This window comes from Corynebacterium sp. CCM 9204 (assembly GCF_041357695.1).
GTDB lineage: Bacteria > Actinomycetota > Actinomycetes > Mycobacteriales > Mycobacteriaceae > Corynebacterium.
Genome location: NZ_JAUERX010000007.1, coordinates 24,504 through 48,012 on the forward strand (window position 1 = coordinate 24,504; position 23,509 = coordinate 48,012).

17 protein-coding genes are annotated in these 23,509 nt (G+C 62.4%); 3 read left to right on the top strand and 14 right to left on the bottom strand.

From position 1 onward, the window contains the following. Nucleotides 1-32: 32 nt before the first annotated feature. Nucleotides 33-452: a sterol carrier family protein gene (locus QWU43_RS11235; RefSeq protein WP_370917882.1), complete on the bottom strand. Its 420-nt coding sequence runs from the start codon at nucleotides 450-452 to the stop codon at nucleotides 33-35. A gap of 242 nt (nucleotides 453-694) precedes the next feature. On the opposite strand from QWU43_RS11235, the gene QWU43_RS11240 reads away from it, so the two are divergent. Then, nucleotides 695-1,663 carry an acyl-CoA thioesterase gene (locus QWU43_RS11240; RefSeq protein WP_370915786.1) on the top strand — a complete coding sequence of 323 codons (969 nt, stop codon included), beginning with the start codon at nucleotides 695-697 and terminating at the stop codon, nucleotides 1,661-1,663. Nucleotides 1,664-1,690: 27 nt separating this feature from the next. Here the strand turns inward: QWU43_RS11240 and QWU43_RS11245 are convergent, their stop codons facing one another. Both QWU43_RS11245 and QWU43_RS11250 read right to left on the bottom strand, forming a co-directional pair. Further along, nucleotides 1,691-2,374 (bottom strand): hemolysin III family protein, encoded by a 684-nt coding sequence (locus QWU43_RS11245; protein ID WP_370915809.1) that lies wholly within the window; start codon nucleotides 2,372-2,374, stop codon nucleotides 1,691-1,693. Between the two features lie 258 nt (nucleotides 2,375-2,632). Beyond that, nucleotides 2,633-3,343: a DUF2334 domain-containing protein gene (locus QWU43_RS11250; RefSeq protein WP_370915785.1), complete on the bottom strand. Its 711-nt coding sequence runs from the start codon at nucleotides 3,341-3,343 to the stop codon at nucleotides 2,633-2,635. A gap of 135 nt (nucleotides 3,344-3,478) precedes the next feature. On the opposite strand from QWU43_RS11250, the gene QWU43_RS11255 reads away from it, so the two are divergent. Next, nucleotides 3,479-3,751: a hypothetical protein gene (locus tag QWU43_RS11255; RefSeq protein WP_370915784.1), complete on the top strand. Its 273-nt coding sequence runs from the start codon at nucleotides 3,479-3,481 to the stop codon at nucleotides 3,749-3,751. Here QWU43_RS11255 and QWU43_RS11260 read toward each other — a convergent pair. From QWU43_RS11260 to QWU43_RS11290, 7 genes are all read right to left on the bottom strand, one after another. Further along, on the bottom strand, nucleotides 3,748-5,067 hold the full coding sequence (locus QWU43_RS11260) for a DUF2254 domain-containing protein (RefSeq protein ID WP_370915783.1): 1,320 nt from the start codon (nucleotides 5,065-5,067) through the stop codon (nucleotides 3,748-3,750). The genes QWU43_RS11255 and QWU43_RS11260 overlap by 4 nt on opposite strands. Nucleotides 5,068-5,587: 520 nt before the next feature. Beyond that, on the bottom strand, nucleotides 5,588-7,921 hold the full coding sequence (purL, locus tag QWU43_RS11265; RefSeq protein ID WP_370917883.1) for a phosphoribosylformylglycinamidine synthase subunit PurL: 2,334 nt from the start codon (nucleotides 7,919-7,921) through the stop codon (nucleotides 5,588-5,590). A gap of 36 nt (nucleotides 7,922-7,957) precedes the next feature. After that, a complete protein-coding gene (purQ, locus tag QWU43_RS11270) occupies nucleotides 7,958-8,629 on the bottom strand; it encodes a phosphoribosylformylglycinamidine synthase subunit PurQ (protein WP_370917884.1) in 672 nt (223 codons plus the stop codon). A gap of 5 nt (nucleotides 8,630-8,634) precedes the next feature. After that, complete coding sequence (gene purS / locus QWU43_RS11275) at nucleotides 8,635-8,874, bottom strand: phosphoribosylformylglycinamidine synthase subunit PurS (protein ID WP_370915780.1); 240 nt, start codon at nucleotides 8,872-8,874, stop codon at nucleotides 8,635-8,637. 178 nt (nucleotides 8,875-9,052) lie between these two features. Continuing rightward, on the bottom strand, nucleotides 9,053-10,840 hold the full coding sequence (locus QWU43_RS11280; protein ID WP_370915779.1) for an alkaline phosphatase: 1,788 nt from the start codon (nucleotides 10,838-10,840) through the stop codon (nucleotides 9,053-9,055). Nucleotides 10,841-11,114: 274 nt separating this feature from the next. Further along, the gene (locus QWU43_RS11285) at nucleotides 11,115-11,606 is read right to left on the bottom strand and encodes a glutathione peroxidase (RefSeq protein ID WP_370915778.1); all 492 of its coding nucleotides are present in this window, start codon (nucleotides 11,604-11,606) and stop codon (nucleotides 11,115-11,117) included. A 58-nt stretch (nucleotides 11,607-11,664) separates the two neighbouring features. Further along, on the bottom strand, nucleotides 11,665-13,815 hold the full coding sequence (locus QWU43_RS11290; protein WP_370917885.1) for a S9 family peptidase: 2,151 nt from the start codon (nucleotides 13,813-13,815) through the stop codon (nucleotides 11,665-11,667). A 399-nt stretch (nucleotides 13,816-14,214) separates the two neighbouring features. Here QWU43_RS11290 and QWU43_RS11295 point away from each other — a divergent pair, with 399 nt between their 5' ends. Further along, a complete protein-coding gene (locus QWU43_RS11295; RefSeq protein ID WP_370915776.1) occupies nucleotides 14,215-15,909 on the top strand; it encodes a DASS family sodium-coupled anion symporter in 1,695 nt (564 codons plus the stop codon). Nucleotides 15,910-17,321: 1,412 nt separating this feature from the next. Here QWU43_RS11295 and QWU43_RS11300 read toward each other — a convergent pair. The 4 genes from QWU43_RS11300 to purB all read right to left on the bottom strand — a co-directional run bounded on the left by QWU43_RS11300 (nucleotide 17,322) and on the right by purB (nucleotide 23,508). Continuing rightward, entirely contained in the window at nucleotides 17,322-18,215 is an 894-nt protein-coding gene (locus tag QWU43_RS11300) for a phosphoribosylaminoimidazolesuccinocarboxamide synthase (RefSeq protein ID WP_370915775.1), read from the bottom strand. An 11-nt stretch (nucleotides 18,216-18,226) separates the two neighbouring features. Then, nucleotides 18,227-20,677, bottom strand: a complete 2,451-nt coding sequence (locus tag QWU43_RS11305; RefSeq protein WP_370915774.1) for a bifunctional lysylphosphatidylglycerol flippase/synthetase MprF — start codon at nucleotides 20,675-20,677, stop codon at nucleotides 18,227-18,229. A gap of 47 nt (nucleotides 20,678-20,724) precedes the next feature. Next, a complete protein-coding gene (locus tag QWU43_RS11310; protein ID WP_370915773.1) occupies nucleotides 20,725-21,987 on the bottom strand; it encodes an alpha/beta hydrolase-fold protein in 1,263 nt (420 codons plus the stop codon). A gap of 90 nt (nucleotides 21,988-22,077) precedes the next feature. Further along, nucleotides 22,078-23,508: an adenylosuccinate lyase gene (purB, locus tag QWU43_RS11315; RefSeq protein WP_370915772.1), complete on the bottom strand. Its 1,431-nt coding sequence runs from the start codon at nucleotides 23,506-23,508 to the stop codon at nucleotides 22,078-22,080. Nucleotide 23,509: the final 1 nt, after the last annotated feature.

The window sequence follows — 23,509 nt, forward strand, 5'->3', positions numbered from 1 at the left end:
CGCGCCGTACAACCCCCAATCACCGGGGGCTTTCAGTTTCCTGCACGATCCCCCACCCGAGGCAATCGGACGACGGGGAGCCACCGGGTTATCTCCTCAGCCCGGGTACCGGAGACCTCGATGCCGGGCTGAACCCGCAATTCATCGAGTGTGACCAATCCACAGGCCAGGCGCAGCCACGTGTGTGGATCACACTCCACGACATTCGGCGGCGTACCCCGTGTATGCCGGAGTCCCTCGACGCACTGCACCGCGACGAACGGTGGGACCCGGACCTCCACGCTCTTGCCCGGCGCGTCAGCCGCCAGCGCACGGGCGGTGAGCCGCACGGCATCCGCGAGGGATCGGCGGGCGGGTTGTCCCTGCGCTGAGTCGGGATTCTCCTCACGGATCCAGTCGGCGATGGTCGTAACGGCTGCGTGAACTTCTTCGGGATCGGGGATCTTGCCCATGGTTCCCGACTCTAGCCCCTCGCCCCTTTCCGGGCTGTCCCGGTGCGCCACGATACGGTCCCGATCCGGTGTCGACAGTTTCGCAGAGGGGCACACCATTTCACCGGATCCTGGGTCGGGTGGTTCCTCTGTCCCGGAGCCGGTCTACGGAACGACATTCCCGTTCGGGGCACTCGGGTGACTACAGTGCAGTAGTCGTATCAGCCACACCTGAACAAACTCGAAGAGGACAGAACCACCACATGCCACAGCATCCCTCCCCCGCAGTAACCCTCCGTTTTCTCGCGAGCCCCACGGATATCCTCACCGCCGGTGCACACGGCGTGGACGGTGGCCGTGTGCTGGAATGGATCGACAAAGCTGCTTATGCCTGCGCGACCGCATGGTCCGGCGCTTACTGTGTCACCGCCTACGTCGGGCACATCCACTTCGCTCGCCCGATCCCGTCCGGCCACATGGTGGAGGTCCGGTCACGGATCGCCATGACCGGCCGTAGTTCGATGCACATCATCAATGAGGTTTTCTCTGCTGATCCCCGCGAGGGGGTCTACACCCGGGCCTGCGACTGTCTGGTCATTTTCGTCGCCCGAGACACGGAGACCGGGCGTTCGCAGAAGGTCCCGGAGTTCGTGCCGACGACGGACCACGAGAAGCAGGTGCATGAGGCTGCGGTGTCGCGGATCGAGTTACGTAAGGCCATCGAGGATGAGATGAGCAAGCAGACCTATGACGGCCCGAGTGAGGCACCACGGCTGATCACGCGTTTCCTTGCGAAACCAACGGATGTGAACTGGGGCGGCAAGGTGCACGGTGGCACTGCGATGGAGTGGATCAACGAGTCCGCGACCGCGTGCACGATGGAGTGGTCGGGGGAGAATACGGTTGCCGTCTACGCCGGCGGTATCCGCTTTTATCGGCCAATCAACATCGGTGATCTCATCGAAGTGGACACGCGCCTGGTACGTACCGACGCCCGATCCATGCAGACTTCGGTGCATCTGCGTGCCGGTTCACCTCGGGGTGGACGGGAGAACCTAGAGACGGCGATCCACGCCACGGTGACGTACATCGGTGTCGACATCGACGGTCATCCACTGCCTGCCCGCCAGTTCACCCCCAGGACAGTGGAGGACGTCCGATTGTCGGAGCATGCCGCGATTCTGCGCCAACTCCGGGCCAAGTATCACCCACTGCCGTTGATCATGCGCTGAGTCATGCCCGGTTTCCGGGACTTCACTCTAGGGCACGGCCTGGGCGACGACGATCCACACCGCGACGAAGTGCGCGACAGCAGCGATGACGGTCGCCAGGTGAAACCACTCGTGGTAACCCATCCAACGGGCATCCCGCCCCGGCCATTTGAACGCATAGATCAGGGCACCGACGGTGTAGACGATCCCTCCGGCAAACAACAGCCACAGAACGGCTGAGCCCGCATCGGCCCAGAGTTGCGGGATCACCGGGACGATCAACCAGCCGAGGGCAAGGTAGACCAGGACCCCCAGCCAGCGGGGATGATTGATCCAGAGCAGATTCATCAGCACGGAGATCAGTGCCCCGCCCCAGGCGACCGCGAGCACCCAGGTCGCGGTCGACGGGCGGAGGGAGATCAGGCAGAAAGGTGTGTACGTCGCGGCGATAAACACAGCGATCGTGGAATGATCCGCTCGCCGCCACCACACCACCGTGGATGCCTTCTTCCAGGGGCCCAGGTGATACGCGGCGGAAACCCCGAAGAGAATGACTACACCGACGGCGTACACCATCACCCCGCCAGCCTGCCACCACGGCAGTTGGAGCCACGAATAGGTGGCTAGAACCGACCCGGCAAACACGGCGAGGATCGCCGCGAAGAAGTGTATCCAGCCACGACTTCCCGGACGGGGGCCACGGTCCGTGCGCCAGATGGTGCGGGACACCATCCCGTCGACCCGTACGGGTTCGGTGTTTCCCCCCACGATGGCGGCTTCATCATCGGTGGTGTTCTCGTTTCCCGACGGCAGAGTGGAACGGCGTCCGCCCCGGTGCATGTTCGTACTCCTCGTCCTCGCATGATCGATACTGTCAGGGGACGCTTCCCCAGGTTCCGGAAAAGACCCGGAGGTACGGAAGGTATCACCCCTGAATCAAAGCTACGCTGCAGCACCCAGCATGCGCCAGACGTGCTCCTTCCGGCCGCATTAGACCATCGGCGCATCAACAAGCAGGTCCGACATACGATGCACGGGGGTGTACCCGGCGTCGAGAGCGTCGTGAACCATCGCGAGCAGACTCCCCCGGGTCTTCGGGTCCGCGAGTCTACCCGCGGCGGCGGACAGCCGGATACTGTGCCGGGAGTCGATCTGGCGGGTACTGACCCGGCGGACGCTTCTCCGCCACCACCGGGCCGCCCCGAATCCCTCGCCGAAAGCGAGCACAGGCACCGCCGCTACCACACCCGTCCGGAGATCCTGCACCCCGTTAAGATCGGCGAGTACCGTAAAACCTAGTTCTCCGAGAACACTTCGCGTGTCCTCGGAGAGAATCCACTTGGGTGGCGAGAACACCTCCGTGTCCAGATCCATCGCCGCCATCTGGCGACGCGCCGCGGTCAGCCGGAGTCTGGCCTCGTGCGCGGGAAGTTCCGCGAACTCGGATCGCCTCCCCCGAACCGACTGGTCCAGTCCGGCGAGCACGAGCTCCGCCCCTGCACTCCGTTCGGAGTGGATGAAGTCGAGAACATCCGGGTTCCTGCGTAGTGCCCAGTCTCGGGAACAGTGTGGTGCCACTCTGAGCGCCGGTCGGACACCGTACGGGGAGAGTTCAGTCAACAGTGTTCTCACAAAATCGAGATTCTCCGATCGGAGAGCCGAGAGAGACAGGGAAAGCAGCGGGCGGTTCATGTAGGCCATCGTGACATACCTGTGTAAATGTGCGGTGATGTCGGAGTGAACAACCGGCTTTACGGTGTCGGAACACCTCATCCAGAATCCTGGATGGGATATAGTTTCTCTCGGATGAAAACGTGACGAGACAAAGCGGGAATAATGCACCAGACCACCCACGCGATGAGCCTGCTACGCGACGTCGGTGGTCTCGGACTTTCCGGGCTCATCCTGATGTTGCTGTTCATCGCGATGCCAGTGACTGCACTCCGGCTGGAACTTCGCCGCGACTCCGACCCGTTCCGGCTGATTCTCGTCTTCTCCCTGGTCACACTGATACCGGGTATCGGCTTTCTGATCTGGTACATCATCTACCGGCGGGAACAACTGCGGGACAGACTGGACGCGGCACACGCCGCTGAATGCGACAGCTAGATCACGCCGATCATTCCGGTTATGGCTCCGGGTCTCCGGGTGCACACCGACTGCACCCGCAGGTGTCGGCGGCGGATGTCTTCGAGGTCCGCCGAGTTCTGCACCGTCCGTTGTGCGTCGGCCCACACGAGATCAGCATGCCGCATCAGGTGGTGCAGACGTTCCTGTGTCCCGATAATGTCACCCACGTCCCCCAGACGTTCCAGAATCCGGGCATAGAGGGCGGTACATCCGGAGGCATTCTGCCGGAGCTGATGGAACATGGTGTCCACGAGACCCTCAAACGTTGTTACGGCGTACTCAACACGGAGCCTTCCGTCCCGGGAGATCACCCCGCGTGGAAGCGCTCTGTTGTGCAGCTCCGCCAACGCCTCCGCAAACCTGTCCACAACACCCATCGCGGTAAATGGATCATTCATCCCCGGACTCAACGCCCGTACCCCAACCTCAAGCATCTGATTCACCGCGAACTCGAGATCCTGCGAGTCGTCCCGGTTGGAGCCGAGCAGAAGACAGTCCGCGATCCCCTCCGGAACATCACCCCCGTGCACGACCCGTGCGACCTCGGAACCTGTGAGCAGGTAATCCCCCGGACGCACCCGTAACTGGACCACGCTGTCGGTCGCTTCGGCGAGCTCAGTCAATCGGCGATAATCAACCTGCTGGACGTAACCGCCGCGAGAAGTCCGGACGGAGGTGCCGGCGTCGAAGAAACCGTCAGCGGCCAGCGGACAATCCCCCTGTTCCTCAGCCACTTCGGTACCACGCTTCAACGCCTGAGTCAGATCATCTGTGAGCAGATTGACCACGCGGGTCATGTTGATGGACTGGGCCATGTGGTTGATGTAGTACACCAGGAATCCGATGCAGAGCCCGGCATAGACCATCACCACCGTCACGTTGTAATGCGGGATGAATACCGTGTCTCCGGCCCCGGCGGATACCGCACGCAAACTGAACAGGGAGAACGCGAACGTAGCCAGAAATGTTCCCAATGTCGCCTGGATACCCCGGTCAGCGAGGAAACTGTGCAGTAGGCGGGGCCCCATCGTCGAAATCACCGAGGACAGCGCGGCGATGGTGATGGAGAACAGGGTTCCGGCCACCCCGATGGACATTCCCGTCATCGACGACAGCAAGCCCCGTGCTCCGGATTCACCTCCGGTGTACACGAATTCCAGGGAACTCGGGACACCGATGTGACGCTCCAGCACGATCAGGAACTGCGCCAGCGCCACCGAGAACAGCACCATGACGGCGGGCAGGAACCAGAACAGACCGAACGTACGGACGAGGCGGTGCCGGAGAAAATTCATGGCGTGAGTGTATCGGCTAACGCCAATCCCGAACGGAGATCCGGTATACATATTCCCGGGAAAGTACAGAGTTTCCCTGTTCTCTCCACCTCAGCCGGGCCGGGGCGTCAGGTTTCCGGGAGGTCAGGCACATGACTAGTTCCGCCGATGGGAGTGCAACGAAAACGTAAGATCGACACCCAATCACGGAACAGGGCCAGCGAGGTGAGACCCGACTATGCAGATCTTGCCGAGCACCCGGGAGTACAGAATGAGGAAGTAAAACTGGATGGGTGGGCCCCAGAAACACCCCATGAGTTTTTCCACATGACCACAGAACCTCCGGACTCTGTAAGCGCCCCCGTGAGGAAGCGCCCCGCCCGCCTCATACCGACACTGGGAATGTAATCGCCGAGAGCGACACCACTACAGCATCGGCAGAAGACACGGTCCATTCTGAACCGTCTAATCACACGACAGAGCGGGCCGGAACCCACCACGGTTCCAACCCGCTCTGTCGTGCCAGAAAACAACGCCGGAGCTACTCCACCACGGAGTTCGCTCCGACGGCGTGGCCGAAGATACCGGGCAGGGTGGCCTGCCATGCCTCGCGGAGCGCGGTAACCGAGACCTCGAGGTCAACGCCCCCGCTGACGCGGATGAGTGCGGCGTCGCCGAGTTCGGTGGTGGTGCCCAACTTCGTGAACGGAACACCCTTGATTCCGGCACGACGTTCGAGTTCCTCGGCGTCCTCCGGGGCGCAGGCTACGAGGACGCGGGACGCGGACTCGGAGAACAGTGCGACGAAGGGGTTGTCGTGAACCCCGGAGAGATCGATGTCCAGGCCGATACCGGTGTCCCGGCGGGCCGTCATCGCCAGTTCCGCCAGCCCCTGGGCGAGGCCGCCCTCGGAGAGGTCGTGCGCGGCGGTGATGACGGGGGTTTGCCCACCGTCGACGGTCTGCGTGGAGAGGAGCTCGGCCAGTGCCGCTTCGTTCGCGAGGTCAACACTCGGGGGCATGCCTGCGAGCTGGTCGTGGTTGATCTGCTGCCAGATGGAACCGCCGAACTCGTCGCGGGTCTCGCCGAGGAGATAGAGCACCTCGCCGCCGTCGACGGTGCCGAGCTCGTGCCCGATGCGGCGTTCCACGTCGTCGATGACGCCGAGGACGCCGACGACGGGGGTCGGGAGGATCGGCTCGGTGCCGGTCTGGTTGTAGAAGCTGACGTTGCCGCCGGAGACCGGGATACCGAGTTCGACGCAGCCGTCGGCCAGTCCGTGCACGGCCTCGCGGAACTGCCACATGACGTCCGGGTTCTCGGGGGAACCGAAGTTGAGGCAGTTGGTGACTGCAACTGGGCGGGCGCCGGTGACGGCGACATTGCGGTACGCCTCCGCGAGGGCGAGGCGGGCACCGGTCCCCGGGTCGAGCTTGGTGTAACGCCCAGAGGCATCCGCAGAAACGGCGACACCGCGACCGGTGCTTTCGTCGATGCGCAGCACACCGGAGTCGGCGTTGCGGGCGAGCACCGTGTTACCACGGACGTAGCGGTCATACTGCTCGGTGATGAACGCCCGCGAGCACAGCGCCGGGGATGAGATCATCCGCATCCAGGCATCATGGATCGAGGCGGCATCGGTGGGCTTGTCCACCTCGACGGGCCGCTGGAGATCGTCCTGCCAGTCGGGGCGGGCGAAGGGGCGCTCGTAGACGGGACCCTGGTGGGCGATGGTGTGCGCGGGGGCATCGACGACCGTCTCCCCCCGGTGGGTGATCACGAGGTGGTCGTTGTCGGTGACTTCACCAATCTCGGCGCAGGTGACGTCCCAGTGGGCGCAGATTTCGAGGAAACGCTCGACGTTTTCGGGTGCGACAACGGCGCACATGCGTTCCTGGGATTCGGAGGCGAGGATCTCCGCTGCGGTCATGTTCTCGGCGCGCAGGGGCACGGCGTCGAGGTTGACCAGCATGCCGCCGTCGCCGGCGGCCGCGAGCTCACTGGTGGCGCAGGACAGGCCCGCACCACCGAGGTCCTGGATACCGACGACGACACCGGCGCGGTAGAGGTCGAGGCAGCATTCGATGAGGACCTTTTCGGCGAAGGGGTCACCGACCTGCACGGCGGGCAACTTGCGTTCCGCCCCTTCCTCGAAGGTGTCGGAGGCCAGCACGCTGACACCGCCGATGCCGTCGAGGCCGGTGCGGGAGCCGAAGAGCATGACCTTGTTGCCCAGCCCGGAGGCGAAGGCGAGTTTCAGGTCTTCCGTTTTTAACGTGCCCACGCACAGGGCGTTGACGAGCGGGTTACCGGCGTAGGAGGCGTCGAAGACGGTCTCACCGCCGATGTTCGGCAATCCGAGACAGTTGCCGTAGAAACTGATGCCGTCGACGACACCGGGCAGGACGCGGGCGGTGTCTGGAGCGTCGGCCGGGCCGAAACGCAACTGGTCCATGACGGCGATGGGGCGGGCACCCATGGCCATGATGTCGCGGACGATGCCGCCGACACCCGTGGCCGCGCCCTGGTGGGGTTCGACGTAGGAGGGATGGTTGTGGGATTCGACGCGGAAGGTGACGGCGTGGCCGTCGCCGATGTCGACGACGCCGGCGTTCTCACCGATGCCTGCGAGAATCTTCGAGTTCATCTCGTCGGTGGTGGTCTCCCCGAAGTAGCGGAGATGCACCTTCGAGGATTTGTAGGAGCAATGTTCCGACCACATGACGGAGTACATGGCGAGCTCGGCGTCGGTGGGACGGCGACCGAGGATCTCCTTGATCCGGGCGTACTCGTCGTCTTTGAGCCCGAGGCTGGCGTAGGGCTGTTCGGCGTTCGGGTCGGCGATGGCGGCATCGACGGTGTCGTTGAAAGTCATGGCGTTTTCTCCGGTGTCCTTCTCGTGGTGGCGCGGTCAGGCACCGATGTGGCTGATGGCGGACAGGAACAGTTCCAGGCCGTCGGTGGATGGTCCGGTGAGCTTCTCGACGGCGTGCTCCGGGTGCGGCATCAGGCCGACGACACGGCCGTTGGCGCTGCTGACACCGGCGATGGCGTTGACCGAACCGTTGAAGTTGTCGGTGTAGCGGAACACCACGCGGCCCTCATTCTCCAACATCTTCACGGTCTCGGCGTCGGCCTGGAAGCGGCCCTCACCGTGCTTCGCGGGGATGAGGATCTTCTGCCCCTGGGCCAGGGTATTGGTCCAGGCGGTGTCCGCGTTGACGACCTCCAGGTAGGTGTCCACGCAGTGGAAGTGCAGACCCTCGTTGCGGGTCAGCGCTCCGGGGAGGAGATGTGCCTCGGTGAGGATCTGGAAACCATTGCAGATCCCGAGCACCGGCATGCCCTGGCGCGCGGCATCGACCACAGCACGCATGACGGGGGCGAGCGCCGAGATCGCACCGCTGCGCAGATAGTCACCGTAGGAGAACCCGCCGGGGACGACAACCGCATCGACACCCTTCAGGTCCTCGTCGGCGTGCCAGAGTTCGTGGACCTCGGCACCGGCGATGCGGGCCGCACGCGCGGCGTCCACGTCATCGAGAGTGCCGGGGAAGGTGATGACACCGATTTTTGCGGTCACTGGGCTCACGCCTCCCCGCGGACGATGCTGAACGTCTCGATGACGGTGTTCGCCAGCAGGGTTTCCGCGAGATGATTGAGCTGTTCGTCGGTGACGGTGTCATCCACGTCAAGCTCAAAGCGCTTACCCTGACGGACGTCCGCGACGCCGTCGATTCCGATTCGTCCCAGGGCACGGTGTACGGCCTGTCCCTGGGGATCGAGGATCTCTGCCTTCGGCATCACATTCACAACTACACGGGCCACGGTGTGTCAGCTCCCAATTTCACTGGTGTCAGGGGGATTCCGGCCCACGCGCCGTGGACCGGGGATAACGGCACCAAGACTACCGGCTGCCGGGGCGTTCACACATCTGTGAGGGGGTGTTTCATCGGCATCAGATACACCGTGCGCCCCTCCGCCGCCGGGCAATCCCCGCCACCCGTCACCCGAAAGCCGAATGGCCCGCATCGACGGGCGCATCCACCCGGTACACGCCGGGGTGTCCGGCTGCGGTGGCATAGCTCTGGGCCCAGTAGGAGGGGGCGCTCGAGTCGAGGACCGTGGCAGTGTGGTGCCAGTCCGCTTGAACGCGGTCGGGGGTGACGTCGATGCAGAGGTAGCCGTGGTAGCGCAGATCGATCCACTTGTACCAGGGATCAAGATCCCGGAGAGCCTGCTGCGCCGCTTCCATCGCCGGGCCTGTGACCACTTCCAGTTCCCGGTTCTTCGTGATTGTGTCGAACACCGATGCTCCGGTGATCGACGGGGCGACGAACTCCGTGGCGGCGACGTCTCCGCCCCGGAGACGTCGGTAGGTGAAGGCGTCGCGGGGAATGTCGGCCGCCCAGGAGGTGTGGATATCGCCGGTGAGGAACACCACATCAGTACGCCCTGCAGCGACGATCGCGTCGATGAGGCGTTGACGTTCAGCCATGTAGCCATCCCACTGGTCGGTGTTCACCGCAAGCCCGTCTGGCGGGATTCCGAGTTGCTTGACCAGCCAGTCATGGATGAAGGGGTCGAGGGTGTCCGGGATGGTCAGGGGTGCGAACATCACTTCATTGCCGATCAACTGCCACTGGGCGGTCGATGTGGTGACGGCACCTGTCAGCCAGTCGAACTGGGTCTGGCCGAGCATGGAAAGTCCGTCGCGGCCCACAGCACGAAGGAAATCCGGGTCGGTCACGTTCGCGAGAGACTGCTCGACCTGCACATCACGGTAGCTGCGCAGGTCGGGGATGATCAGCTCCATGAGGGTGCCCCACCGCAGGGTTCGGTAGAGGTGCCGGTCGTCCCTGGCCCCCTGGGTACGCACAGGCATCCACTCGAAGTATGCCCGGGTGGCTGCGGATTTGAGTTCGGAGAAGTCAGGCCCCGACCATTCGTTGTCGCCCGTTGCCCCTTCCCGCCAGGTATTGTCCGCGAATTCGTGGTCATCCCAGATGCAGACCATCGGCTTCGCAGCGTGCAGATCAGCGAGGTGCGGATCGCTGTGGTAGCAACCCTGCCGGATACGGTAATCGGTGAGGGTGGTCGTCCGGTGTGGTGGCTGCACTCGACGGGCGACGGTCCCGTATGCTCCGGCGTAGCCGCCGGTCTCGTATTCGTAGGTGTAATCGCCCAGGTGCAGGACGAATTCGATGTCTTCCCTGGCCGCCATGTCACGGTAACCGAGGAAATGACCGGCCTCGTAGTTCGCACAACTCGTCACCCCGAAGCGGACGGAGCCGGGGCGGGTGTAGGCTCCCGGAGCGGTGCGGGTGCGCCCGGTCCGGGAAACTGCGCCTGCGGAGGGACCGTCGACGACGCTGAAGCGGTAGAAGTAGGTCGTGGCCGGTGTCAGTCCTCTGACGTCGACCTTGACGGTGTGATCGAAGACCGCGCTCGTGTGCTCTCGTCCGCTGCGCACGATTCGACCGAACCCGGGGTCGAGGGACACCTCCCACTGCACGATGGTGGGGTCACCGAGACCTGAACCCGGGGCTGCCTCAGGTATCGGAGTGACGCGGGTCCAGATGATGACGGCATCCGGGAGCGGATCGCCAGAGGCAACGGAGTGCAGGAAAGCTGTTACACCGGCGGCTCCGGGTTCACCCGCGGCAGCGATCTCTTCCCACGGGAGCAGGTTTGCACCCGCGAGCGTGACCCCGGTAAAAGCGGTGCTGCGGAGAAACGCACGGCGGGTTAACCCACCGTCCGATCCGAATTGGCGGTTGTCCTGCTGCGGCATGAACCCATCCCCTTGTCATCAGCGACCGGCGCAGACCTGGGCATGACACACCGGTAGGGGGAGAACTGATCCCGGTTTGCGGCGGCACCCCTGCGCAACAGCAAAAGCGTAGCAACGTTTGACATGGGCCAAAGCAAGTCACGCCAGCCCACGGGGCGGATGAGGTGCAGACTTTCCCCGACCGGAACCCCGCGTTAAAGAACCGTTCATCGACCCCTCACCCGGGTGTCGGGCAAAGCGGGTGATCACCGGGGGTGAACAACCGCGGTATCGCCTACAGCGGCAGATGCCGCTCGATCAGATCGATCACCGCATCATCCTCCGGATCAGTGCCGGGCCGGAATCGGCCAACCACCCCGCCCGCGTCGTCGACAAGGAACTTTTCGAAATTCCACTGCACGTCACCGGCGACACCGTCAGCATCCGGGGTCTGCTTGAGCAGTGTGTACAGCGGATGTTCCGCGTCACCGTTGACGTCCGATTTCGCGAGCATCGGGAAACTGACACCGAAGGAGGTGCTGCAGAATTCCGCAATCTCCTCCGCCGAACCGGGTTCCTGACCCTTGAACTGGTTGCAGGGAACCCCGATGACGAAGAATCCCCGCGCCTGGTACTCATCGAACAGATGTTGCAGTCCCCCGTACTGATTCGTGAAACCACAGCCGCTCGCGGTGTTGACGATGAGCAGGACATGTCCCGCCCAATCCGCCATGGTGGTTTCTCGACCATCGAGAGTGGTCACGGGAATGTCATAGATGGCGCTCATACTGCAAGTGTAGCGCTCTCTCACACGGAGCCCGGCGATCCGCGTTCGCCCCAGACCACTACTCCGTACGGCCTGTCGCCTGGTTGATCAGCCAGGCATACTCGAACGCAGTTTGCTTCCAGCGCTCGTAACGGCCGGACACTCCACCGTGCCCGGCGGACATCTCGGTGCGGAGCAGGAACTGCCCGGACGTCGCCGTGGCACGGAGCTTCGCGATCCACTTCGCCGGTTCCACGTAGAGCACCCGGGTGTCATTCAGCGACGTGACCGCGAGGATGTTCGGATATGCCTTGGCCTCAATGTTCTCGTATGGGGCATAGGAGGCCATGTACTCGTAAGCTGCCTTGTCGTGCAGCGGATCGCCCCATTCGTCCCATTCCGTGACGGTGAGTGGCAGCTCGGGCATCAGCATGCTGGTAAGTGGGTCGACAAAAGGAACGATCGCCTCGATGGCACGGAACCTGTCCCCACCCATATTCGCGATAGCACCCATCAGTAGGCCACCCGCCGAACCGCCGAGGGCAACGAGTTGTTCCCGGGTGGTCACCCGCCGAGCGAGAAGATCATCCGCGACATCGAGGAAATCGGTGAACGTGTTCTTCTTCGACATCGTCTTCCCGTTGTCGTACCAGAGCCTTCCCATCTCCCCACCGCCCCGGATGTGGGCGAAGGCGGTGATCATCCCCCGGTCCAGCATCGACAGCCAGGACACCGAGAAGCCTGGGTCCATGGACGATTCATAGGATCCGTACCCGTAGATCAGCGTCGGGTTCGGCTCGGTCAGATCCAGGTCGGCTCGGTGCAGGAGAGAGACGGGGATACGGGCACCGTCACGGGCGGTGACCCACAGTCGGGTCGCCATGTAGTCCTCCGGGTTGTAACCGCCGCACACCTCCTGTTCCTTCAGCAGCACCCGCTCACCGGTAGACACGGTGTAGTTGTACAACTGCGCCGGAGTGACGAAGGAGGTGTAACTGAGCCGGATGACCGGTGCATCCCACTCCGGTTGCCCGCCCGCACCGACACTGCTCAATTCCTCATCGAAACGAATCTCATCGAAAGTACCGTAGCCCTCCTTCCCGTCAAGACGCATCACGGCGACCCTGCCTATAGCCCCGGCTCGATAAGCCAGAACAATGAAATCACGGTAGGTGTCCACCCCCTCGATCCGGACATCATCGCGATGCGGGATCAGTTGCCGGAGGGAGCGCAGATCGGTGAACTCACCGACGGCGCACTCCCCGACGGCGAAGTTAGGTCCATCGGCGTTGTGCGTGATCAACCACCTGTCCTCTCCACCGACCACGGCGTGATCGACGTCGTATTCAATGCCCTCCTTGCGCGGGAGCAGACAACGGAACTCACCGGTCGGGTCGTCCATGTCCAGCACCCAGGTCTCGCTCGTGGTCTTGGAGCCGGTGCCGATGAAAACGTATTTCTCACTCCGGGAAGTTCCGACGCCGGTCCAGAACCGCTCGTCCGGCTCGTGGAACACGCGGACGTCGTCCTCCGCCGGGGTCCCCACCTTGTGCCGCCAGACCGAGTCCGGCCGCCAGGCGTCGTCGACCCGCTGGTAGAAGATATAATCCTCCCCCACCCAGGTCGCGCCGTAGGAGATGCCGTCCAGTCTGTCGTCGAGAAGTTCCCCCGTCTCCAGATCCTTGATCCGGAGGGTGAAGCGCTCATCACCCGCGGTGTCCACCGAGTAGGCGAGGTAGCGACCCGATCGCGTCACACTCGACGCCCCGAGGGCGAAGAACTCGTGCCCCTCGGCAAGTTCGTTGCAATCGAGAATGACTGTCTCTCCCTCGAGCGTCCCGTCCTCGGGGATGACCGGCGGCACCCAAGCGTCGGCCCCAGGGTCCGCGGGCACCCGGCAGGAGATACCGTAGCTCGACCCCTCGACGGTCCGCCCGAAGTACCACCACTCACCGGCACGGGTGGGAACGGACATGTCCGTCTCCTTCACCCGGGACTTGATCTCAGTGAAGACGTTCTTCCGCAGGACATCCAGGTCACCCGTCATCGCATCGGTGTAGGCGTTCTCCGCGTGCAGGTGATCGAGGGTCTCCCGGGATTCCTTGTCCCTCAGCCACTCATAGTCGTCGACGAGCCGGTGTCCGTGATATTCACGGACGACAGGATGACGGGCTGCGAGCGGTGGTCGCACGGTGTTCGGTCGTGTTGCTCCGGAATCTGCATTGTCCATTTCGTTGATGCTACCCGCGCACCGCCGACCCCGCGTTCCTGAAACAGGCACCGCGGAACAGTTCGGCAGGGGAAGACATCCCTCACTGCATCCGTCAGTTCGAGCCATTGACCGTACACATGAAGCCACCCCTTAATCACCCCCCATTTTCCGGGTCGAGTCCGAGCTGACCACTGTTTTTGCCGCTCGCGGGAGAGCTGAACCATACTGCCACATCAATTGTTAACTAATGAACACGTCCGCCCGCTACATTTAGATCGAGCACCGTCTCGTACCGAACGCAGACGGAGTGCCTGCGGGTCAGCGGTAAAAAGCACGATCCGGGTAGACGCCCCCGGAGTCCCGCCAACCACCCCCTCGCAGGCACCCCCTGTGACACACACAGTTGAAAGAGGCCTCATGCCCAAACCGATCGACAACATCGGCGAGCACGAATCAATCGTGTCGCATCCTTACCTCTCAGCGAAATCCCACGGTGACGTCGACCCGTTCGAACACCACGACATCGGCCCCGGTGCACCGAACGAATCTCCGGGGCAGCAGGCGGAAGCCGTCGAACGCAACGAACTCATCCGGCAGCGGGCCGGACTCATCGGTGGTGTGCTCATTGCGGCCCTGATCTACTGGATCATGCCGAATGACACCACCACGCACGAGATGCGGGCGACCGCAGCGATCGCGACGCTCATGGGCATCTGGTGGATGACCGAAGCCATCCCGATCCCCATCACCGCACTCCTGCCGCTCGTTCTTTTTCCTGCCTTCAACGTCGCCAAGATCAAGGATTTCTCCGGCGCCTACACCCAGGACGTCATCTTCCTGTTCATGGGGGGCTTCATGCTCGCACTCGCCATGCAACGGTGGAACCTGCACCGGAGAATCTCACTCCACATCGTTCGAGCGATGGGTACCTCTTCATCAACGATCATCCTCGGCTTCATGCTCGCCACGGGATTCCTGTCGATGTGGGTCTCCAACACGGCGACAGCAGTGATGATGCTCCCGATCGGTGTCTCCGTCCTGACCCTGATCAACGACAGCCTGGATGCCGACAAGAAGCGTGAACTCGGCGAAGACCCCGACGCACTCGACGATTCCGAAGGCGGCCCCGCAGAGCCGCCAAAGACGAACTTCGGTATCGCACTCATGCTCGGCATCGCCTACGCAGCATCCATCGGTTCCCTCGGCACGATCATCGGCACCCCGCCGAACACGCTGCTCGCCGGCTACATGTCCGAACAAGGGCGTCCCATCAGCTTCGGTGAATGGATGCTCGTCGGTGTACCGCTCGCGGTGGTTCTGCTCCTCGCCTGTTGGCTCCTGCTCGTCAAGGTCGTGTTCAAACCGGAGATCGACCACATTCCGGGTGGACGCGAGGTTATGCACAAGGAACTCAAGGCAATGGGCCCGATGTCCTCCGGTGAACGTCTCGTCGGCATCGTCTTCGTCTTCGCGGCCGTCGCCTGGATCGCCGTTCCCCTCGTCTTCAAGGGCACGACCTTCGCGTCAAACTTCAGCTCCGCCGTCATCGCGATGATCGTCGGCATCATTCTGTTCATCATTCCGGCGGACCTGAAGAAGGGCACTCCGCTGCTCGACTGGCACACCGCCCTCGAACTTCCCTGGGGTGTGCTCCTGCTGTTCGGTGGCGGACTCGCCCTGTCCACCCAGTTCTCCGCCACGGAACTGTCCCTGTGGATCGGTGAACGCGTCGGCGCCCTGGAGAACCTGCCCATCGTTCTCCTCGTCATCGTCCTCGGTGCAGTCGTTCTCGTCCTCACCGAGTTCACCTCCAACACCGCGACGGCCGCGACCTTCCTCCCCGTCGTCGGCGGAGTCGCCATCGGCCTCGGCATGAACCAGATGTACCTGGCCATTCCGGTTGCCCTGGCTGCCACCTCCGCGTTCATGCTCCCGGTAGCGACACCACCGAACGCCATCGCCTACGGTTCCGGATACGTCACCATGAACAACATGCTGAAAGCCGGAATCTGGCTCAACGTCATCGCACTGTTCCTCATCACCATCATCGTGATGACGCTGGGGGTCGCCGTATTCGATCTCAACAGCCCACTGCCCACCCCCGCCGGCTGAGGTAGACTCCCCGGCTCCGACACCAGAGGACGACGCCCGCCCCGATCACACGGGCGGGCGTCGTCCTTTACGCTCCAGCACAGCACTCGGCCATTGATGGAGGGACATGAAAACCCCGCCAGGACTTACCCAAGGCCACCGACTCAATTTTATAGTTCCCTCCTGCTCACCGGTGTCCATGCGGTCCTGGAGCAGCCACCTGGTCACAGTGCCCGGGCGGACCCCGACATCATGGGCAGCCTGCTCCACCGTGACACCCGGGGTCACGGTTGCTGACCGCGCACCAGGCCACGCGCATCACATCGTCACGGACCTGGCCGGGATGGGACCCCGGCATGCTCACGCCCTTCCGGCCAGCCCCTCGGTCCAGTCATCTCGAATGCCACCTATCCCCGCGTCAGCCCCTCGGTAAACAGGCCATGGATACTTTGACATGCACCATGGAAGATGGCCCTGTGCCAAAGGGGTACTCCACGCGCGAACGTGCCCAACCCGCCGAGAACCAAGGCCAAGACGCTAGCTACGGATGTATCTGATCGGTCAAAGACTGCACAAGATAGCCAGACTCGCACAAGGGTACCGATAGTGGTGACACGCTTGGTATTTCCCGGGTACGCATGAAGGCGTGGAAAACGCCATTTCAACCACTACGACAAGCACACGACCTCGTTGGAAGAGCTTGAGTTCATTTCCGATGTGCGACAGCTCTTCGTATTCCGTGAGAAAGAGTTCACCCTGAACCGCTTCGCCACTTACCGTTCGTCAGCGCACAACGATTACGAATTCCTTTCAAGTACCCGGTATCCCGTATCCACCAATGTCCACAAAAAGCACCCTGCGCGTATTCCTCGTCAAGGGTTTTGTCGATCATCAGGCAGAAGAAATTGCGTATCCGGGTCTCGGCAAGCCCTAAGTTTGCTCAGCAAAGCCCTTCCCGCGATACACAATCCTTCCTAGGTAAATACTTATTGCCATGGCAACACGATTGAGCCACTTAACACGGTGTTCAAGAATGGTGCCGCAGGTCTGGAGGATGAGACTCGACGGCTCATTCGTGGCTTCGCCAAAACCACCCTTATTATCGCCTATTATCGCCACTATCGCCTTGGATACCATAGGCGTCAACACTCGTTGATGATATTCACTGGCGGATCCTTGTTGCCGGAAGTTGCGTGCCGTGCCGCCGGTGTGCGGGCGTTTTACATCCACGGAGACGCTTGACGAAATGATCGATACCAGCCCAGCTAACGAGAAGGCGGGATAGCCTTTGTCTGATCCGCGAATGCGGCTCAGGTTACGCGTCGTTCCTGCCCCATCTTCGACCTTCCGGCTCCACCCAGAACCCCAGAATTGCAAAATCCCCACTCACGAGCAGTGCCCACGGAAGGGTTATCTGTGAAAACGGACGTCAGTCAGACGCAGCAGCCGATCCAATTGCCGAACTTCTGACCGGACACCCGCTCATACGCCTCGATGTAGCGCTCACGGGTGGCCTCGACGACACCACCGGGAAGCGGCGGAGGCTGCGTATTCGAGGACTTGTCCCACCCCGATTTCGGCCCGGTGAGCCAGTTGCGCACAAACTGTTTGTCGAAACTCGGCTGAACCTTTCCCTCCTCGTAGACATCCGCCGGCCAGTACCGGGAGGAATCCGGAGTGAGTACCTCGTCGGCGAGAACGAGATGCCCGTTCTCGTCAACGCCGAACTCGAACTTCGTGTCAGCCAGAATCAGATCATGTTCGAGCGCAAGCTCCGCCGCGCGAGTGTAGATGGCCAGTGTCGCGTCACGAAGCTCCGTCGCGCGGGCTTCGCCGAGACGCTCGGCGACATCCTCGAAGGTGACGTTCTCGTCGTGGTCCCCGAACTCCGCTTTGGTGGCGGGAGTGAAGATCGGCTGTGGGAGACGGGAGGATTCCCGGAGCCCCTCCGGGAGCTCGATTCCGCACACCGCACCGGTCTCCTGGTACTCGGCCAGCGCGGAACCCGTAAGGTAACCACGTGCCACGCACTCGAAGGGGATCATCTCCAGCTTCTTGCACACCAGGGCACGCCCGAGAACCTCCTCGGGGATACGCTCATCGTCGATGGGGCCCGCGAGATGATTCGGGAAATCAATGGCGTCGAAAAACCAGACGCTCATGGCCGTAAGAATGCGGCCCTTGTCGGGGATCTCGGTATCCAGAATGTGGTCGTACGCGGAGATGCGATCAGATACGACCATCAAAAGCGTGTCCTCGTCGATCTCGTAGATCTCGCGGACCTTTCCGGCTGAGAGATGGTTGTACTGGGAGAGTTCAGGGCGCATGATGACATAGTCTAGCCCTGCGCCCACACCCGCGCCACGTGAACCGCCTGGCTGACCTCCATCTGTGGCACGTAGCACCGACCGATGGCCACCCCGATCGAAGGCAAAGCGAGCTCATCTCGGTAACAGAGATACCAGGACTCATGCCGTGGGTGGAACTTCGATTTGAACGCCGCCAACGACTTGAACCCGTAGAGCGGTTCCAGAAATGCACCAACTCGGTCGAGGACAGCCGCGACACCGCCGGCCTCCGCTCCTCCCGTGTGCGCAAGCGGTGCGCCCGACAGAGAAACCCACTCCAACCCGTCGGACTGCGCGCGCAACATCGTTTCGGCGATGAGAAACTCCACGACCGGCCGAAACCCCTCCGTGTCCCGGCGCATAAAATCCAGCATCCGTCCGATGACCACACCATCACGACGTACCGGCAACCAACTGGTAACCCCATGAACCCTGTCATCCGCGTCGAGTGCGAGCATCAACGCCACGTCCGGTGCAGCGATCTCATTGACCCCACCGAGAGTGAAACCCATCTCGGGCAACGCCTTGTCCGCCACCCACTCCTCGCTCAGCTCGATGATCTGCTCCCGGATCACCGGACCGAGCTCCTTCCACGAAGTCCATTCCGCCCGGATACCCTCCTTCACCGCACGATTCCTCGCGGTCCGGACATCCTGGAACTTCTTTCCGCGGAACTCGACGGTCGTCGTATCGCAGATGGCTTCCATCGCGACCTGCACCGCGTGGAAATCGGCGCTACTCCGACCGACGGCAAAGTCTGAGCGAACCGAATACCATGCGACCCTACGTCCACGGGCAGCGACGAATTCCTCGAACCGTCGCGCCAGTTCCTGCGGATCAGTGCCCCCGGTCGTAACCGGTTCGCCGACGGTCACCGCCACATCCGCGTACACCCGGTACGCGACATATCCACCGTCCGTCAGGAAGTACCGGTTACCTGGCCAGAGCGTCATCGCTGAGAGGTGGTCCCCGGTACCCGAATCGAGCATCTCCGCCGCGCGGAGGCGATTCCGGGTGTCTCCCGGATCCCCGGTGGACGTCACCGCGACAAACAGAGCAAGTACGACCCCCGCCCAGAAAATCACGCCGATCCATACCGAGAGCGCCCAGCTCAGCTCACCGACCGGGACTAGATCATGATCGATGTTGTCCCCGAGTACCGGAGGTATGTAGTGCAGTAACCACGATCTCAGCACGGACACCGGCTCCGCCCGGGGAAGGAAATCGTCGCGGAAGGCCAATGCCCCGAGTATCCAGACCACTCCCGTGCCCACAAGGAGCAGCAGAATCCGCCGGAACAGGGCCACCACCGCTCCCCGGTGCACCCGCACACCGACGAAACGCCGGTATTTGATGAGCAGGAGGAGAACCACCACCCACGGCACCACGACACCCGCAAGACTGGACCAGGCATAGATGCCACCACCGAGATCACCGATGCGCGCCAGCATTTCTAGCGCAAGTACTCCGATGGTTACCACCTGCGTTACCACGGCCGCCATGAACGCGAGTCGACGCCCGCGGGCGATCCCGAGCGCGATGACAGCCATGAGAATGATCGGAAGCTGGTTCAGAAGGAACGGGCCGATTCCGGTCTGCCGCAGCTCATTGCTGGCATCGGCACAGGCCAGTGAACTGGGGTCCATATCGCAGATCTCCAAGGCGTCCCGGAGCCCGAATCCGGAATCAAACGTCAGGACTGCAATCCCGGATAGCGGGCCTGCAGAATCCGGGTTTAACCCCGCCACGAGAGGACCGACCGCGACGGAGATCATCGCGATGGCGAGCAGTGTGCGGGCCTCCCGGAACGAGACCGCCCCGAAACGGAGGGAACGTTCCACGAGCCACTGACCGATGAATAGGCCGATCAGAACCGCGGCAAGCCGCACGAAATCAGTGACGATCCCCGAGTAGAGGAACAGCGTCAGAGCGAAGGCGAGGACCACCGCCCGTACCCGACGCCGCCACAACGCGGTCATGGACGCCGAGGCGAAGGCCGCAGTGCCGAACACCCAGGACACAGGCGACAACGAATACTGTCCGGACAGGAGCTCACCCCAGTGGCTACCCGTACCGACGACAGCCTGGGCCGCAGTAAGCCCCGCTATCACGGAGAATGCCTGGATCACCACGGCTGCGATGGCGTAACGGTGACTACCGAGCTGCCGCTCCGCGAGGAGCCCGAGGGAAAGTAGGACGAGGGATGCGAGGATCACCGCAGACAGTGTCGGCCCGGTCAGGCCTGCGGTAAGCACAGCCCAGGGGTGGAGCTGCGGGGCAGCCGCCCCGAGTGCGGATTCCAGGGCATCACCATCGCCCCGCCAGACCGCGAACAACAGCCAGTTCAGGATGAGCGCCGACACGGTCACTGGAGCGCCCCGCAGCAGGCCCGCCAACCACCGGGCGATCATCGACACGGTATGCACCATCCCCTTCCCCATGGCACGCACGGTACTCCCCCGATCCGTCCCTCTCTCTACACCGGACATCAGTGCAGGCCGCCCCGCTCAGCCGCAAAGTCGAGGGTCTCGCGGAAAGCATTCCGCCATGTCTTGTAGTCGTGGCTACCCTGAACGGTGAAGAACTCCGTGTCCATCCCGGCATCACTGGTTACCCGCTGCATGAACTTCAGATCCTCGATCGCCTCATCATCATCGTCACCGGCCACAAACCTTCCGGCGATCCCGGAGTAACGCGTAGATCCCTCCTCGATGGCTTTAGCGAGCTGATCAGCCGGATTCGCCTGGATAAAGGACTGCTCACTGCCGCCGAAATACTCGTCGACGGTCTCCTTGTGATCACCGGTGCCGAGCTCGGCCTGACCGGAATAATTGAGGAACGTTCCGTAAGAGTCTGGGTGGTTCACGAGAACTTGAAGCGAGCATGTGCCACCGTAACTGAGTCCCCCGATGGACCAGTGGGACTGGTCCGGATCAACCCGCAGGCGATCCTTGACACCAGCCGGTACATCTACGGCGAGCCAAGTCTGGACTTGGCCACGGTCACTGTTGATGCACAATGGATTGGCTCCGAAACTCCCAGTACCATCGACGCTGATCACGATAGGAGTGACACCGTTATGCCGCGCCTGATAATCCACGAGGGTCTCCGCTGCGCCCCCCGCATTGAACCACTGGTCAGGCGAGCCTGGGTTACCGGCCAGAAGAATGATGACAGGTAGCTCCAGGTCGGGGTCCGAGAAGTACGCAGGTGGTACCCAGGCGATGGCGTCACGGTGCGTGAACTTCGATTCCGTCGCATCGAGGGGAAGTGTGACAAGGGCTGCGGCGTTGTGACCGTTGATCGTCGGTACCTCAGTCTGCCTCTGGAACTCCGCATAACTCATATCCACAGCAATCGGGGATGGATCCAGGGAGCGGAGGGTCGGGTAGCTCTTGTATACCTGATTAACCACTGCGAGAGTGGCCACCACACCGAGCACCGCCGGAATCACCAAGATCCGACGACGCCCCTTCTGCAGTATGAGGGCCGCGATGACGAAGAAAGCAACCACCCCAGCCAGATAGATCCGGACGGGTAGCGAGTCAGGGAACGGCCGCCAGAGGTATTCGAGAACCAACCACACCAGAAGGGTAATAGCCAGCGCCGCACCCACCGCGATGAGAGTCCGGCGCCGAAGCTCAGGTTTTCGGGCTCCAACAGCGGCAAACAGCCCAACCACGGCGAGGACGGATACGGTCACAGCCACGGCCAGGGACCCTGTGAGGGAAATGGCGGGAAGTTCATTCATGCCGACGAATCTATCCGGTTCCACCACGAAAGCGCTCGCAGGTACCTGTCAACCAGATGTGAGTTCCCCGTATCCGCTGTGGTTACCGGATCAGAGAATCTCGCCTGGCCGGTAGGTCGCAGCCACCGGGTGCCGGTTAACCAGGTCCTGGATGCGGGTCAACACCCGAGAAACCTGGCTCTCCGCTGCACCAATGAAGACATGCCGATCCGCCAAGGCGTCGACAAGCTGCTGTCGGTCGAGCGGCAACCGGGTATCCGCGGCAAGCCGGTCCACCAGATCCTGTTCCCCACCGTTCTCCCGCATGTTCAGAGCGCAAGCGACCGCGTTGTGTTTAATCACCTCGTGCGCCGTCTCCCGCCCTACCCCGGCACGAACCGCCGCCATGAGGATCCGGGTGGTCGCCAGGAACGGGAGGTAGCGCTCCAACTCACGGTCGATCATCGCGGGGAATGCCCCGAACTCATCGAGCACCGTGAGGAATGTTTCGAACTGCCCGTCAAGGGCAAAAAAGGCATCAGGCAGTGCGACGCGCCGGACTACGGAGCAGAACACGTCTCCCTCGTTCCACTGCTGCCCGGAGAGATCAGCAATCATGGTCAGGTAACCACGGAGGACGATCTGCAGACCACCGACGCGCTCACAGGAACGGGCGTTCATCTTGTGCGGCATCGCCGATGAACCGACCTGTCCTTCCTTGAATCCCTCCGTGACGGTCTCATTCCCAGCCATCAGCCGGATCGTGTGGGCCAGTGATGACGGACCCGCGCCCAACTGCACCAGTGCAGAGACGACATCAAAATCGAGGGAACGCGGATAGATCTGTCCGACTGAGTCGAATATCCGGGAGAATCCGAGGTGATCGGCGATTCGGGTCTCCAGCGACGCGAGCTTGGTCTCATTGCCGCCCACGAGGTCCAACATGTCCTGGGCAGTTCCCATCGGCCCCTTGATCCCCCGGAGCGGATAACGCGCCAGCAGTCCCTCAGTCCGTTCCACGGCCACCAACATCTCGTCCGCGGCGGAAGCGAAGCGTTTGCCCAACGTAGTGGCCTGGGCGGCGACATTGTGCGACCGGCCTGCCATGACAACCGACTGGTATTCGGAAGCGCGCTCACCCATACGCGCGATGACGGCTACCGCCTTGTCCCGGACAATTTCAAGCGAACGGTGAATTTGCAGTTGCTCCACGTTCTCGGTGAGATCCCGACTGGTCATCCCCTTGTGGATCTGTTCGTGCCCAGCGAGAGCGTTGAATTCCTCGATACGGGCCTTCACGTCATGCCGGGTGACACGCTCCCGAGCTGCGATCGATTCCAGGTCGACCTGGTTGATCACCCGTTCGTACGCGGCAATGGCGTCACCTGGGATGTCCACCCCGAGATCCTTCTGGGCCTTCATGACCGCGATCCAGAGCTGGCGCTCCATGATGATCTTGGCTTCCGGACTCCACAGATTGGTCAGTTCCGTGGACGCGTAGCGAGTGGACAGGACGTTGGCGATCTTCTTCTTGGCAGGCACC

Bases quoted from the DNA above. Each gene is read 5' to 3' on its own strand.
- QWU43_RS11235 (WP_370917882.1), bottom strand. From the start codon at position 452: ATGGGCAAGATCCCCGATCCCGAAGAAGTTCACGCAGCCGTTACGACC.
- QWU43_RS11240 (WP_370915786.1), top strand. From the start codon at position 695: ATGCCACAGCATCCCTCCCCCGCAGTAACCCTCCGTTTTCTCGCGAGC.
- QWU43_RS11245 (WP_370915809.1), bottom strand. From the start codon at position 2,374: ATGGTGTCCCGCACCATCTGGCGCACGGACCGTGGCCCCCGTCCGGGA.
- QWU43_RS11250 (WP_370915785.1), bottom strand. From the start codon at position 3,343: ATGGCCTACATGAACCGCCCGCTGCTTTCCCTGTCTCTCTCGGCTCTC.
- QWU43_RS11255 (WP_370915784.1), top strand. From the start codon at position 3,479: ATGCACCAGACCACCCACGCGATGAGCCTGCTACGCGACGTCGGTGGT.
- QWU43_RS11260 (WP_370915783.1), bottom strand. From the start codon at position 5,067: ATGAATTTTCTCCGGCACCGCCTCGTCCGTACGTTCGGTCTGTTCTGG.
- purL (WP_370917883.1), bottom strand. From the start codon at position 7,921: ATGACTTTCAACGACACCGTCGATGCCGCCATCGCCGACCCGAACGCC.
- QWU43_RS11280 (WP_370915779.1), bottom strand. From the start codon at position 10,840: ATGCCGCAGCAGGACAACCGCCAATTCGGATCGGACGGTGGGTTAACC.
- QWU43_RS11285 (WP_370915778.1), bottom strand. From the start codon at position 11,606: ATGAGCGCCATCTATGACATTCCCGTGACCACTCTCGATGGTCGAGAA.
- QWU43_RS11290 (WP_370917885.1), bottom strand. From the start codon at position 13,815: ATGGACAATGCAGATTCCGGAGCAACACGACCGAACACCGTGCGACCA.
- QWU43_RS11295 (WP_370915776.1), top strand. From the start codon at position 14,215: ATGCCCAAACCGATCGACAACATCGGCGAGCACGAATCAATCGTGTCG.
- QWU43_RS11300 (WP_370915775.1), bottom strand. From the start codon at position 18,215: ATGCGCCCTGAACTCTCCCAGTACAACCATCTCTCAGCCGGAAAGGTC.
- QWU43_RS11305 (WP_370915774.1), bottom strand. From the start codon at position 20,677: ATGGGGAAGGGGATGGTGCATACCGTGTCGATGATCGCCCGGTGGTTG.
- QWU43_RS11310 (WP_370915773.1), bottom strand. From the start codon at position 21,987: ATGAATGAACTTCCCGCCATTTCCCTCACAGGGTCCCTGGCCGTGGCT.